This window comes from uncultured Sunxiuqinia sp., assembly GCF_963974515.1.
Taxonomy (GTDB): Bacteria; Bacteroidota; Bacteroidia; order Bacteroidales; family Prolixibacteraceae; genus Sunxiuqinia.
Map to the genome: position 1 here is coordinate 109951 of NZ_CAXBDD010000001.1, position 13677 is coordinate 123627.

General features: G+C 44.9%; 13 protein-coding genes. 9 read left to right on the forward strand and 4 right to left on the reverse strand.

Annotated elements, in window-relative coordinates; genetic code table 11:
• Window positions 1-3 precede the first annotated feature (3 nt).
• Window positions 4-1158, reverse strand: coding sequence for a DUF1343 domain-containing protein (locus AAC033_RS00485; protein WP_339734211.1), 1155 nt, complete (start codon window positions 1156-1158; stop codon window positions 4-6).
• 112 nt (window positions 1159-1270) lie between these two features.
• Here AAC033_RS00485 and AAC033_RS00490 point away from each other — a divergent pair, with 112 nt between their 5' ends.
• The 3 genes from AAC033_RS00490 to AAC033_RS00500 all read left to right on the forward strand — a co-directional run bounded on the left by AAC033_RS00490 (window position 1271) and on the right by AAC033_RS00500 (window position 5644).
• The gene (locus AAC033_RS00490; protein WP_339734214.1) at window positions 1271-4216 is read left to right on the forward strand and encodes a glycoside hydrolase family 3 N-terminal domain-containing protein; all 2946 of its coding nucleotides are present in this window, start codon (window positions 1271-1273) and stop codon (window positions 4214-4216) included.
• Between the two features lie 304 nt (window positions 4217-4520).
• A complete protein-coding gene (locus tag AAC033_RS00495; RefSeq protein WP_339734216.1) occupies window positions 4521-4775 on the forward strand; it encodes a DNA-binding protein in 255 nt (84 codons plus the stop codon).
• Window positions 4776-4852: 77 nt separating this feature from the next.
• A complete protein-coding gene (locus AAC033_RS00500) occupies window positions 4853-5644 on the forward strand; it encodes a DUF1080 domain-containing protein (RefSeq protein ID WP_339734218.1) in 792 nt (263 codons plus the stop codon).
• Between the two features lie 61 nt (window positions 5645-5705).
• Here the strand turns inward: AAC033_RS00500 and AAC033_RS00505 are convergent, their stop codons facing one another.
• A complete protein-coding gene (locus AAC033_RS00505) occupies window positions 5706-7451 on the reverse strand; it encodes a DEAD/DEAH box helicase (protein ID WP_339734220.1) in 1746 nt (581 codons plus the stop codon).
• Between the two features lie 269 nt (window positions 7452-7720).
• Here AAC033_RS00505 and AAC033_RS00510 point away from each other — a divergent pair, with 269 nt between their 5' ends.
• The 5 genes from AAC033_RS00510 to AAC033_RS00530 all read left to right on the forward strand — a co-directional run bounded on the left by AAC033_RS00510 (window position 7721) and on the right by AAC033_RS00530 (window position 10557).
• Window positions 7721-8134, forward strand: a complete 414-nt coding sequence (locus AAC033_RS00510; protein WP_339734222.1) for a hypothetical protein — start codon at window positions 7721-7723, stop codon at window positions 8132-8134.
• Window positions 8135-8169: 35 nt separating this feature from the next.
• A complete protein-coding gene (locus AAC033_RS00515) occupies window positions 8170-8418 on the forward strand; it encodes a hypothetical protein (RefSeq protein ID WP_339734224.1) in 249 nt (82 codons plus the stop codon).
• 15 nt (window positions 8419-8433) lie between these two features.
• Window positions 8434-8820, forward strand: a complete 387-nt coding sequence (locus AAC033_RS00520) for a DUF202 domain-containing protein (protein ID WP_339734226.1) — start codon at window positions 8434-8436, stop codon at window positions 8818-8820.
• Window positions 8821-8917: 97 nt separating this feature from the next.
• Window positions 8918-9775 carry a DUF4861 family protein gene (locus AAC033_RS00525; protein WP_339734228.1) on the forward strand — a complete coding sequence of 286 codons (858 nt, stop codon included), beginning with the start codon at window positions 8918-8920 and terminating at the stop codon, window positions 9773-9775.
• A 65-nt stretch (window positions 9776-9840) separates the two neighbouring features.
• Window positions 9841-10557: a type 1 glutamine amidotransferase gene (locus AAC033_RS00530; RefSeq protein ID WP_339734230.1), complete on the forward strand. Its 717-nt coding sequence runs from the start codon at window positions 9841-9843 to the stop codon at window positions 10555-10557.
• 42 nt (window positions 10558-10599) lie between these two features.
• Here AAC033_RS00530 and sucD read toward each other — a convergent pair whose 3' ends face one another.
• Window positions 10600-11481 carry a succinate--CoA ligase subunit alpha gene (sucD, locus tag AAC033_RS00535; RefSeq protein WP_339734232.1) on the reverse strand — a complete coding sequence of 294 codons (882 nt, stop codon included), beginning with the start codon at window positions 11479-11481 and terminating at the stop codon, window positions 10600-10602.
• Window positions 11482-11493: 12 nt separating this feature from the next.
• Complete coding sequence (gene sucC, locus AAC033_RS00540) at window positions 11494-12636, reverse strand: ADP-forming succinate--CoA ligase subunit beta (protein WP_339734234.1); 1143 nt, start codon at window positions 12634-12636, stop codon at window positions 11494-11496.
• Between the two features lie 417 nt (window positions 12637-13053).
• Here sucC and AAC033_RS00545 point away from each other — a divergent pair, with 417 nt between their 5' ends.
• Window positions 13054-13674: an SIS domain-containing protein gene (locus tag AAC033_RS00545; protein ID WP_339734236.1), complete on the forward strand. Its 621-nt coding sequence runs from the start codon at window positions 13054-13056 to the stop codon at window positions 13672-13674.
• The last annotated feature ends 3 nt before the right edge of the window (window positions 13675-13677 follow it).

Here is a 13677-nt window from a genome sequence, read left to right on the forward strand (position 1 = left end):
CAATTAGTTAAAGTCAGGGTATAACAAATATTTTTTTCGGATGGATTGGTAAGCATTGAGCTCTTTCTGCCAACTGGCCTCAATCTCTTCGAGGCTTTTCCCGGCTCGAACATCCTGAAGCAGCGCATCTGTTCCGGCCAGCAAATTAAACCAGCGTTCCCGGGTCAGAAAATCTGCTTCATGCTCGAACTGCTTGTAAAAATCAAGAAAATACGACAAGGTAAATGGCTCATCACAGCACGGTGTCCGAAGGTCAACACCATAGCAAACCTGCCCAAGTTGCTCCGGATTTTTAGCCATTCCCTCAATGCTTTCCGGCGTAAACTGAAAATCGCCAAATCGTGGATCCGGATAACCGATCACTTGAAAAGGGAAATGAGTTCCTCTTCCAATGCTGGCGCTGGTGGCTTCAAAAAAACAAAGCGACGGATAAAGCCGGATTGCGCGGTCGTTGGGCAAATTGGGCGAGGGTTTTACCGGCAACGAATAGACCATTTTGTGCGTGTAATTTCCTACCGGAATCACGTTGAGCTCACATTGGATTTGATCCTTCAACCAAGCTTCGCCATTGATCATTTGTGCCAACTCGCCCACGGTGCAGCCATGCACGACAGGAATAGGATGCATTCCGACAAAAGACTGAAATTTTGGGTCCAACACCGGACCAGCCACATAGTCACCGTTTGGATTCGGGCGATCAAAAATCAGCAAAGGTTTGCGGTGTTCAGCGCAGGCTTCCATCACGTAATGCATGGTGCTGATGTAGGTGTAAAACCGAACACCAACATCCTGGATATCGAAGATCAAAACATCCAGGTCAGCCAAATCATCCGCCTGGGGTTTCTTATTATCTCCGTAGAGTGAAACCACGCGAATTCCGGTTTTCGGATCCCGCTCATCAGCGACTTGTTCGCCCGCATCAGCATCGCCACGAAATCCGTGTTCCGGACTAAACACGCGCTCCACAGCAAGCTCATGCTCTAACAAAAAGTCGAGTAAATGATCGTCACCAACCCTGGAGGTATGGTTGACCACCAAGCCTATTTTCTTTCCTTGCAACAAGGGCAAATACAAATCCGTGCGTTCAGCTCCGGGCTGAATTTCCTGTGCCGAAACCGGACCTGCAAGCAGTAAAAAAAAGATCAATACAATACGCATAAAAAATGGTCGTTCTATTCATCACGAAGGTAAGAAAACATCGGTTAAAGCATCACCTAAGTTTTAGCTTTAATCAATCTTTGCTAATTTTACCCGTTGAAAAAATGGAACTATGTACATCCTGAACCGACTACTGTTTTCGGTGGTTTTGTGCCTTTTCGTGCTGCAAGGCAAAACGCAAGACCAACCGGAATTTTTAAACTATCTGAATGACCCGTGGGTGGACTCCACGCTGATGCAAATGACGCTGGACCAAAAAATCGGACAGCTGTTTATTGCCCAGGTTTACTCAAAAGAAAAACTACCCGAGAACCACGCGATTTTTGAAAAAATTTCGCGCTACCACATTGGCGGCTTAATCTTTATGCAAGGAACACCCGCCAACCAACTCGCCATCACCAACCAGCTTCAGAAACTAAGCTCGATTCCTTTGCTCGTTACCATGGATGCGGAATGGGGGCCAGGATTTCGGCTGACAGGAGCACCAAAGTACCCCGTACAAATGGCGCTGGGAGCCATTCAAAAAGACAGCTTGATTTACCAGATGGGCTACGAAGTGGGAACCCAACTAAAACGCATTGGCGTTCATGTCAATTACGCGCCGGTAGCCGATGTGAACAGCAACCCGGGCAACCCGGTCATTAATTACCGTTCGTTTGGAGAAGAACCAGAAAAGGTAGCCCATAAAAGCTGGATGTACGCGCAGGGAATGCAAGATGCCGGCGTACTGGCGGTAGCCAAACATTTTCCCGGCCATGGCGACACTGAAACGGATTCACACCTGGGTCTACCGGTTATCAGGCACGATTTTGGTCGATTGGAACATGTCGAGATGTATCCTTTTAAGCATTTGATCGGCCAAGGAATTGGTGGTGTGATGACCGCCCATTTGCATGTTGAAGCTTATGATCCTGACTCAGGCATTCCTGCCTCGCTTTCACCCAACATGATTCAAAATAAACTCATTGACGATTTGGGCTTTAAAGGACTGGTTATATCTGATGCCATGAACATGCATGGTGTCAGCAAGCAATTTTCGGATGGCGAAGCGACAGTGAGGGCCTTGCAAGCTGGAAACGACATGCTGGAAATTGTACCCAACCTTCCCGTCAGAATTGCTGCCGTTAAAGCCGCCTTGAAAAACGGCCAGATAACGGAAGACCTGCTGGAGAAAAAATGCCGGAAAATTCTGGCGCTGAAAAAGTGGCTTCATCTGGATTGTTACATCCCTGCTCTACCCGGGGGTCTGGAGGCTGATTATCAAAAACCCGAATATGAACTGACCAAACGCTTGCTGCACGAGCAATCGCTAACCCTCTTGAAAAACGAAGGAAAACTTCTTCCTTTGCAACGATTGGATACTTTAAAAATTGCTGCCCTCTCCATCGGCGCGGAACAGGAAACCGCTTTTCAGCGCATGCTGGCCAACTACACAAATGTTGACTTTTACAAACTGCCAAAAAACGCCACCAAAGAAGCCATTCAAAAGCTGATGCTTGATCTGAACGCTTACAACCTGCTAATTAGCGGAATCCACGACATGCGACTGAACGTATCAGGGAACTACGGCTTGACACCTGTTATCAACGATGTTATTAAAGCACTGGCAAGCAAACCCCAAATTGTCGTTTTGTTTGGCAATCCCTATGCACTCAATTACTTGCGAAATGCTGAAAAAGCTTCCGGACTTCTGGTTACGTATCAAGAAAACCAAGTCACACAGGAGCTCGCGGCTCAGGCTATCTTTGGCGCTATTCCTGTTGATGGCCGACTCCCGGTGAATGTCAACGATACCTTCTTCTTAAATCAGGGTATCACGCTTCCCAAAAATGGCCGGCTAAAATATTCCATCCCGGAAGAAGTTGGTATTTCTTCGTTTAGATTAAACTCGAAAATAGACAGCATTGCTGAACTGGGATTAAAAGAGCGGGCTTATCCGGGTTGCCAGGTTCTAGTCGCCAAAGACGGAAAAGTCATTTTTCATAAAAGTTACGGGCATTTCACCTACGACAACAAAAGACCTGTACAAAAATCGGACATTTACGACTGGGCCTCCTTAACAAAAATTACAGGCCCACTCCCGGCCTTAATCAAACTTCATGGTGAAAAAAAAATTAACCTCGATCTTCCTTTTTCCTTTTACTGGCCCGACTTTCGCAACACTGACAAGGAAAAAATAACCGTTCGTGAAATTCTGGCTCATCAGGCCGGACTGCCTTCCTGGATCCCATTTTACCAGGAAGCACTCCGAAAGAACGGGCAATTAAAATCATCTGTTTTCAGCGACCACCCCACCGCTGGCTTTAACTTGCGTGTCGCCTCTTCGCTTTACATGAACGAACACTACATCGATCATATTTATTCTGAAATTCGCGATTCCAAATTATTACCACACCGAAAATATACCTATTCCGACTTAGGGTTCCACATCTTTCCCCGAATTATTGAGGATCTCACGGGCAGCAACTACGAAGACTATTTGCTTACGCAGTTCTATACTCCGCTGGGAGCCAGAACGGTTTTCTACAATGCTTACAAACATTTTTCACGCGATATGATCGTACCTACCGAACAGGATAATATCTTCAGAAAAGAATTGCTTCAAGGATTCGTGCACGATGAAGGAGCCTCCATGCTGGGGGGTGTTTCGGGCAACGCCGGATTATTCGGAACAGCCAACGACCTGGCAAAAATTATGCAGATGTATTTGCAAAACGGGTATTACGGAGGCCAGCAGTTTTTGGATTCGGCCAGTGTATGTGAGTTCACCCGCATCCAATATCCAGAGAACGAAAATCGGCGTGGACTGGGTTTCGACAAACCCTTTATCGATAACCACGAAAATAAACTCAAAGACGCTTATCCTGCCGTAGACGCTAGCCCTGAAAGTTTTGGACACAGTGGATACACAGGAACATTTACCTGGGCTGACCCAAAAAACAACCTCTTGTTTATTTTCTTTTCAAACCGGGTCTACCCCACCCGCGAAAACTCCAAACTCTTCAAATTGAATATCCGACCGGAAATGCATCAGGCAATTTACGACAGTCTGAAATAAGCGGTCGCTGAAAAGTGCGGAACTCAATCACCTAAAATCACTGCCTTAACATTCATCAAATTGCTAAAAATTGTTAAAATGTTTTTTAACATCAAGGCAGGCAATTACCACATCCAGCTGCTCAAAAACCGCTTCAGCCAATGCATCTCATTCAGTTGAAACATTTCTTCAAACTGAAAATTCAGAAAATTGAGCGAGTCAATAATGTGACCTAATTCATATCCTTATATTATTAGATTATTAATTTTAACTTTAAGGGGTGTTTTAAAAGAATCTAGTTAATAACCCATAAAATTTTACTGCCATGGATAAGAAAATCACATTTAATGAATTGCGTAAAATTAAAGACAGCTTGCCTGATGGTTCAATTCGCCAAATTGCGCAGGAGTTTGACCTTGAAGTTGAAACCGTCAGGAATTATTTTGGAGGCGCAAATTATGACCGTGGAAAATCCGTAGGGCTACATATCGAACCAGGGCCAAATGGTGGCGTAGTTTTGATTGATGACACAAAAATATTAGAACGTGCCCAGCAACTTATTGCCGAGCAAGTTCATTAATTCGTTTAAAGTATTATTTTTGAAACTGCCTTATTTGAAATAAGGCAGTTTTTTTTTATCAATTAAACCCAGAAATCATGACCCGTAATCTTACATTGATCCTTATCCTGGCCGTAACCATCGGCCTCCTATCCTGTCAGCCAAAAGCAGAAGCTTTATTTAATGGTGAAGATCTTTCCAATTGGGATATCTCCATTGGAACCGCCTTAACCGGCTTCGACGATTTGAAAGACGCTGCCACCGCGGAATCAATTTTCTCAATTGTGGAGCAAGATGGCGAAAAGCTACTGCGGATCTCAGGCGATGTGAATGCCTCGATTGCTACAAAAGAAGCCTACGAAAATTATCACTTCCGCCTGGAGTTTAAACACGGCGAAGAAGTTTATACCAAACGTAACAGCGGTTTACTGTACCATAGCTTTGGCCCATTTGGTGCGGGACTTGGTACGTGGATGAGCTCCATCGAGCTCCAGTTGATGCACGAAAACCTGGGCGACGCTTACATGATGGGGGATTCTTATGCCGAAATCCCCATTCGTAAACAGGGAAACAATCCTGTTTATGCAACCGATGGCGACCTGCTTTCGTTTGGCGAAAACCAAAACGGAGGTAAAATTGCCCGCAAAAGCTCCAACCAGGAAAAAGCGCTTGGCGAATGGAACATCGTCGACCTCTATTGTGTGGGACAAAAAGCCATTCATGTGATTAATGGCGTGAAAGTGATGGAATGCCTGAACACTGGGATGCTGGTTGATGGACAGGTTCAACCCCTCAGCAAAGGAAAAATTCAAATCCAATCGGAAGGATCTGAATTGTTGATTCGCAAAGCCGAACTCACCCCAATCAAAACACTTCCTGAGAATTATTAATCCCCGCTAACCATGCCTAATGAAAAAGCGGTGTGAACTTGAATTTCACACCGCTTTTGTTTTATCTTTTGGTCCGCTTGCGTTTAGCTCGCGGCTGATCCATTTGGCTCTTTTTCTTTTTTATCTTCGGAACCGAAACGTGTTCCTCACCGGTTACCCGGTCAACCTCCAGCGAATGCCCATCAAGCGAAGAGCTGTTCATGGATTGAATCAATTCTTTCTCAAAGCGACTGTCAATTTCAAAAAAGGAGAATTTACGCTGAATATCAATCTTGCCGATTTCAACATTCTTCCGTTTTGAATGCTCATTAATCAAGCCTAAAAGTCGCGAAGCATTCAAGTTTTGCTTTTTACCTGCATTAATAAACAAACGGCTAAAACTCATACCGTCATTTCCATAATCGTTTCCTCGATCTCCTCGATCTCCCCGATCACTGCCTCTGCCGCCGCGTTGCTTATCGTAGGTTTTCCGTTCCTGTCCGCGTACATTCAAGTCGGGGGCATTTTTATAATAGGCTAAAAAACGGTTAAACTCGGCCGATACAAAGCGCTTCAGAATTTCCTCGCTGGTTAGTCCTTCAAATTTCTCCATAATGGCAGGCATGTAGGGATCGATTTTCGAATCGTTGACCTCTACTTGCGCCACTTTATCAACCAAGTGCATCAACTGCACCTCGCAAATTTCTTCTCCACCTGGCACATCTTTGCGCTCAAAACGTTTATTCAGAAGTTTTTCAATATGACGCAGCTTCCCAGTTTCGCGCATGTGCAAAATCGAAACTGAAATCCCGCTTTTTCCGGCTCTCCCAGTCCGTCCACTTCGGTGGATGTATGCTTCCGGGTCATCCGGCAAGCTATAGTTAATTACGTGGCTCAGGCTATTTACATCCAATCCGCGGGCAGCTACATCGGTTGCCACCAACATCTGAAGTTGCCCCGTGCGAAAACGGCCCATCACATAGTCGCGTTGCGATTGCGATAAATCACCGTGCAAGGCATCGGCATTGTAACCATCTTCCATGAGCTTTTCAGCTACATCACGCGTTTCCATACGCGTGCGGCAAAAAACAATCGCATAGCAATTCGGGTAATTGTCAGCAACCCGTTTTAGGGTCGCATATTTGTCTCTGGCCTGAACCACATAATAATGATGCTCCACATTTGCAGCACCCTCATTTTTGCGTCCAACCGAAATTTCTTCGGGCGAATGCAAATATTTGTTGGCCAGGTTGGCTATTTCGCGCGGCATGGTAGCCGAAAACAAAAGGGTCTGTTTAATGGCCGGAGTTTCAGCTAAAATAGCGTCCAGTTCTTCCTTGAAACCCATATTCAGCATTTCGTCCGCTTCATCCAATACCATCCAGCGAATTTGGCTTACATTTAGTACTTTCCGCCTGATCAGGTCATGAACCCGCCCCGGAGTCCCGACAACTACCTGTCCACCACTCCGCAGCTCACGGATTTGCTTGCTAATATCGGCACCACCGTAAACGGCAATATTCTTAAACCCTTTCAGGTTTTTTGAAAACGCATCCAGGTCGCGGCTAATTTGGAGACATAACTCGCGGGTTGGACACAAAATCAGCGACTGAATATCTTTTTTACTCACATCACAGTTATGCAAAATCGGTAACCCGAAAGCCGCTGTTTTTCCAGTTCCTGTTTGCGCCAGGGCAATCAAGTCGTGTTTGTTATTTAAAAGATGTGGAATTGTTTTCTCCTGAATAGGAGTAGGTTGCTCAAAGCCCATTTCTGAAATGGCGCTAAGCAGTTCGGGTTTGATGCCCGTCTGTTCAAATGTCATCATTGTATTTATTTTTATCGAAGAACAACAAGTTCTCCGTACCCAATAAGCACTGATGACAATAAAATTTACTTTTCAATACACCCCTATGCCACCGATGCAAAAAATTGAGCTGCAAAGATAGATTTATTTTTCACACCTGATGCTTAGCTGTTTCTCATGTAAACTTCGTGTTAAGCCAATGCCCAACAACAGCCATTAAACTACTGAATAACAATGGATCCAATCAATACATTTCGTAACTTGTCATTCGAAAACAAAACTTTCACTCAATGGGATACTCCTACTTGTTTACCTGCCGAAAATGCAACCACAGCCAACAACTGTACGAAGGCTGGCGCTTTATGGAGCATGACCAAACGCCTGAGTCAATCATGAATTCAAACCAAATAAAACTACATTACAAAACCCGGCAAAAGATTAAAGCATTGGCCCAGTCGCACGAACAACTCCAACTAAAAACTGAATATAAAATTTACCGCTGCCATCGATGTCTTCAACTGTCCGATAAGCTGGTTGTTGCCGTTTGGAATGGCGACCATCTGCTTCATCAAACCCAATTTAAATGTGCCAACTGTAACACGCGGCTAAAACACACCAATATTCACCGGGTGAAATTCGCCATCTGCCCCAAGTGCAAAAGCAAGCTGTTTGAAAAATCCAAAGCGTTGATGCTTTGGAATTAAGTTTATATGATTAGTTTTACGCCAAAGTTTTACAGATGACTGTTGTACTCGTTGCCCTCCTTGTTTTTTTTATCAACATTCCCTTTGGTTACCTGCGATCAAAACACAAAAAGTTTAGTCTGATGTGGTGGGTTTACATTCATATTCCGGTCCCCTTCGTTATTATGCTCCGAATTTACAGTGATATTGGCTTCGCTTTTTACACCTATCCCATTTTGGTTGGGGCTTTTTTCGCCGGGCAATTGGTCGGGCGGGTTTACCTTCCGAGCAAATGCGGGAATTAAGCTAAGGGCAATAGAATGACCGATCTTAAAGAAAATACCACAAACGACAAATCCAGGGAATTTCAAGCCAATGAACGGACCTTTTTGGCCTGGATTAGAACCAGTATCGCACTGATGGGATTTGGTTTTGTCATTGCCAAGTTTAATCTTTTTCTCAAACAGCTTTCATTTGTTCTTGAAGCGGAAGATTTCTCAGAAAAACCCCACGGAACAATAGTCGGTATGATCATGGTTGCAATCGGGCTCGTCATGGCTATCTTCGCCTACATTCAGTTTAAAAAGAATGCCAATCAACTTGCTTCCAATGCGTATGCTCCTTCATCCAAATTACCATTGTTGCTTACGCTAATTATTGCCGTCGGCGGAGCTTTTCTGATCGTTTATTTTCTTACCAATCGTTAATTTAAATGACTGCAAATTCGCTATCTGCGAATGCAGCCGCAATTTCATCACCGATATTTTTATCTTTGTTATTCGAATCAATAATCAGCAATACTTTATGAAAGCACTATTCGTCTTATTTTTTGTCGCAATAATTGGACTACAGGTAGCAGCACAAAACAAAACAGCTGTGAGTTTATTCTGGAAAGATAGTCCGGAGCAAGTGAATATCATTGAGTCTGAGACTGGTGATCTGTATCAAAAAGTTGGGCATCACGGGCCGGCAGTAGAAAATGAGTGGCTGGGGTTACGACTTTATTTTGACCACAAAGTAGCCATCGACGTGTACAATAAAACCAAACCTCAGCTCGAACTGGAAGTGGCCAAATGGTATCCAACCCCCGGGCAGCAAGAAGAAGGCTGGGGAGCCGACCAGTATAAGGCCGGCCAAACGGTTGGACTCGGAGGCGTCCGACTGTGGGATGGCGAGCAAGTTGTTTTACTCAATCCGGTAAGTAAAAGGACTGCCCGTGTAAAAAAAGAAGCTAACCAATCGTATATGGAAATGCTTTCAGAAAACGTCCCTTACAAGGGCGACAATATTGATGTGCTTATCCGGGTGACCGTTTACTCCGGAATACGCGAAGCCAAAGTAGAAGCTTTTGCTTTTAGTTCTGAACCCGTTCAGTTTACCACCGGAATTAATTATCATGAGGGAACCTCCACTAAAGAAGGCGATGGATATCTTGCCACCTGGGGCTTGCACCCCGAAGATGTCGCTGCCTTTCAGCTCAACATTGGCGCTGCAATCCTATATGATCCAAATGATTTTACACAAACTCAGAAAACCGACACCGAATACGTATTGATTTCCAAACCAACAAACTACTTGTCGACTTGGATTACCTCGGCTTGCGAAAAAGAAAAGGATTTTGACGACCTGAAAGATTTCGTTGAATACCTCGAAAAATTGTAGCTTTCAAAATCCTGCTTCGTGCATGATTTTTTTCACATACCGCAACCACAAACCCCATAGATTGGATGAGAACACAACGGATTCACTGTCTTCAGCATGTCCCGTTTGAAGGACTGGGCGCGATTAAAAGCTGGATTGAAGATCGGGAACACCATTTGACCTATACTCGCTTTTACGAAGATCACTATCAATTGCCTGATCTCAACCAATTCGATTGGCTAATTGTGCTGGGAGGTCCCATGGGAGTTTACGACGATGAACTGTACCCCTGGCTCAAAGCCGAAAGGAATTTTCTGAAGGAAGCAATTTTCGCTCACAAAACCATTCTTGGAATTTGTTTGGGTTCACAACTTATTGCCAGCGCCCTGGGAGCCAGAATCTTCAGCAACAAAGAAAAGGAAATTGGCTGGTTTGATGTACAACTCACCCAGCAGGGAAAGCAGCATTTCCTTTTTCACGGGGTGCCAGAAACGTTCAAAGTCTTTCATTGGCATGGCGACACCTTCAAGCTACCGGAGAGTGCTACGCACCTGGCTCGATCTGTTGCTTGCGTCCAACAGGCATTCAGCTATTCAGATAAAGTTTTGGGCGTGCAATTTCATTTAGAAATGACCCCCGAATCTTTGCAAGAGATACTGAAAGCTTGCGACAATGAATTGATAAAAGACACCTACGTTCAAACGGAACAAGAAATTCTGTCCAACCAAGATGCCATGACAAACAATAACCAGCTGCTCCTCGCACTGCTCAACAAACTCGAAGAACGCTCGCTAACAAAATAGTGAAAACGAAAAAATCCCGCCTCCAGCGGGATTTTCTTTGTTCTATGCATTGACTTTCGCCAACTTTTCTTTGAGCAATCCTGGAATCTCGGAAGGCTCTTTAGCTACTGGCACATTGGCTTTGGCAAAGGCCTTAATTTTCTCTTCTGCTGTTCCTGAACCGCTGGAAATTATGGCTCCGGCGTGTCCCATTCTTTTCCCGGGAGGGGCTGTCTGCCCGGCAATGAAGGATACCACCGGCTTGGTCATGTGATTGGCAATGTATTCGGCCGCCTGCTCCTCCGCATCACCGCCAATTTCACCAATTAACACCACTGCATCGGTTTCCGGATCGTTTTCATACATTTCAAGTAAATCAATGTAGTACAATCCAGCTACGGGATCACCACCAATACCGACAACAGTGCTCTGCCCCATACCATTCATGGTCAACATATTCACCACTTCGTAAGTCAACGTGCCGCTCCGCGACATCAACCCAACATTTCCCTTCTTGAAAATCATACCTGGCAAAATGCCAACAAGTGCTTCATCGGGTGTAATCAACCCCGGACAGTTTGGCCCAATCAATTTGGTGCCGTTTCGCTTAATAATGGAGGTCACCCGAATCATGTCCTGAATGGGCACACCTTCGGAAATAGCAACTACCAACTCAATTCCGGCGTACGATGCTTCCAAAATGGCATCAGCCGCAAAGGCTGCCGGCACAAAAATGATCGAGGTATTGGCGCCTGTCTTCTTCACGGCTTCAGAAACGGTGTCAAACACCGGAATTCCTTCAACCTCCTGTCCGCCTTTCCCCGGCGAAGTTCCGGCTACGATATTGGTTCCATATGCTTTCATCCGACCGGCATGAAATTGTCCGTCACGCCCTGTAATTCCCTGCACCAGCAGTTTTGTATCTTTATTTACGAGAATACTCATTTTTTTTGATTTTTATGATTCCTGAACTCGACTTAACTCAATCGCTTTTTGAGCGGCTTCGCTCATGGTTTGCACGGTCGGCAATCCCTTCTCCTTCAACAAGGCTAAGCCTTCCTCTGCGTTAGTTCCCGACAAGCGCACCACAATGGGCATATCCGACTTGATGGTATCCAGCGCTTCGATTAAGCCACGGGCCACATCATCGCAACGGGTGATTCCACCAAAAATATTGATCATCACCGCATTCACATTCTTATCCGAAATCAGTATATTCATGGCGTCCACCACCTTTTGAGGATTGGAACTTCCGCCTATATCCAAAAAATTAGCCGGTTCGCCACCATACAGCTTAATCATGTCCATGGTGGCCATTGCCAGCCCCGCGCCATTAACCATGCAACCGATATTTCCATCCAACTTCACATAAGACAAGCCTTTCTCGTGAGCTTCAATCTCTTTGCGTTCATCTTCATCAGCCTCACGCATCGCTTCAATCTCGGGCTGCCGATACAGCGCACTATCGTCAAAGTTCATCTTGCCATCAATCGCCCATATCTTATGATCAGGCGTCAAAACCAACGGATTGATTTCTGCAATGGTTGCATCGGTTTCCACAAAGAGAGTGTACAGCTTTTGCAGAATGTCAGCGGCTTGTCGCGCCAACTTCACATCGCCAAACAGTTGCATTCCAATTTCACGAGCCTGAAAGTCGAGCAAGCCTGTCAGCGGATCGATCGGGAACTTATGTATAAGCTCAGGCGTGTTTTTCGCCACTTCCTCAATCTCCACTCCTCCTTCAGCACTGGCCATCAGAGTAACCGATTTGGTGTTTCTGTCGTTAATCAATCCGACATAAAACTCCTTCTCAATATCGACCGCGTCCGCCAGCAAAATTTTCTCGACTGTTAGCCCTTTAATGTCCATGCCTAAAATTTGGCCGGCTGCATCAATGGCTTCCTGCTTGGTTTTGGCTAATTTTACTCCACCGGCTTTTCCCCGTCCTCCAACGAGCACCTGTGCTTTTACGACGACCATACCGTCTTTCTTTGCCATTGCTTTTTCTACTTCCTCAACCGATTGGCAAAGCACATCGTTCGGTACCGGAAGGCCGTATTTCTTGAAGATTTCCTTGGCTTGATATTCGTGTATCTTCATAAATTATTTATTAAAAAAGGTTAGAAAATTCTAGTTCGGTATAAATGTATCAAAATATCTATAGGTCTGGAAGTATTTCAGACTACGCCCCACCCTATTTTATAACATATGAACAGCCGTTTTAATGAATTGTTTGTCCAAATATTCTATTTTATTGCAATCGATTGCATTTTCAGGACAGTGCCGTCTGATCGGCGTTAGAAAAACAAATATTTTCCTTCTGATTGCGCCTCGATGTGAATTCGCCTAATCTGGTTTATCCGGAAATAAAATCCAGGCTTTCCGCTTAAAAATGCGGACTTCATTGGCTAAAGCTAAAAATAACCGTAATTTTGGCCGCGAATATTTCACTTCAAACGACAATATGAAGTTTACATGATCGCTGAATTTTACCTTTTCAGAATAATTAAATAACCGATGAAAGAAGAAGTTATTCAACTCATTAAACAGGAAGCAGAAGCCGTTGCCAATATTCCTGTAACAGACCAGTACGAAGCAGCCATCCGGGTGATTGAAGAGCGGGTTCACCAGAACAAAGGCAAACTGGTGGCAAGTGGAATGGGCAAGGCGGGACAAATTGCGCTAAATATTGCTACTACTTTTAGCTCAACGGGCACCCCGGCGGTTTTTCTGCACCCGAGCGATGCACAACATGGCGATTTGGGCGTGATTCAGCCCAACGATGTCTTACTGCTGATTTCAAATTCTGGTAAAACCCGTGAAATTCTGGAACTGGTAAACCTGGCTGACAACCTGTACGAAAACCTTCCCATTATTGTGATTACTGGAAACCCAGACAGTGATCTGGCCAAGTTGGCTGATGCCGTTCTGTTTACCGGCAATCCGGATGAGGTTTGCACGCTCGGCCTCACCCCCAGCACTTCTACAACCACGATGACGGTTATTGGCGATGTGTTGGTGGTACTGATGATGAAGAAAATTGGATTTACAAACGAAGACTATGCCAAGCGTCACCACGGTGGCTATTTGGGTGATAAATCACGAACCCAGGCGAGACTGCTTCAAACAAAAAAATAAACC

Coding starts and splice junctions, on each gene's coding strand:
- AAC033_RS00500 (WP_339734218.1), top strand. CDS start 4,853: ATGACCCGTAATCTTACATTGATCCTTATCCTGGCCGTAACCATCGGC.
- AAC033_RS00520 (WP_339734226.1), top strand. CDS start 8,434: ATGACCGATCTTAAAGAAAATACCACAAACGACAAATCCAGGGAATTT.
- AAC033_RS00495 (WP_339734216.1), top strand. CDS start 4,521: ATGGATAAGAAAATCACATTTAATGAATTGCGTAAAATTAAAGACAGC.
- AAC033_RS00505 (WP_339734220.1), bottom strand. CDS start 7,451: ATGATGACATTTGAACAGACGGGCATCAAACCCGAACTGCTTAGCGCC.
- AAC033_RS00525 (WP_339734228.1), top strand. CDS start 8,918: ATGAAAGCACTATTCGTCTTATTTTTTGTCGCAATAATTGGACTACAG.
- AAC033_RS00490 (WP_339734214.1), top strand. CDS start 1,271: ATGTACATCCTGAACCGACTACTGTTTTCGGTGGTTTTGTGCCTTTTC.
- AAC033_RS00510 (WP_339734222.1), top strand. CDS start 7,721: ATGGGATACTCCTACTTGTTTACCTGCCGAAAATGCAACCACAGCCAA.
- sucD (WP_339734232.1), bottom strand. CDS start 11,481: ATGAGTATTCTCGTAAATAAAGATACAAAACTGCTGGTGCAGGGAATT.
- AAC033_RS00530 (WP_339734230.1), top strand. CDS start 9,841: ATGAGAACACAACGGATTCACTGTCTTCAGCATGTCCCGTTTGAAGGA.
- AAC033_RS00515 (WP_339734224.1), top strand. CDS start 8,170: ATGACTGTTGTACTCGTTGCCCTCCTTGTTTTTTTTATCAACATTCCC.
- AAC033_RS00485 (WP_339734211.1), bottom strand. CDS start 1,158: ATGCGTATTGTATTGATCTTTTTTTTACTGCTTGCAGGTCCGGTTTCG.
- sucC (WP_339734234.1), bottom strand. CDS start 12,636: ATGAAGATACACGAATATCAAGCCAAGGAAATCTTCAAGAAATACGGC.
- AAC033_RS00545 (WP_339734236.1), top strand. CDS start 13,054: ATGAAAGAAGAAGTTATTCAACTCATTAAACAGGAAGCAGAAGCCGTT.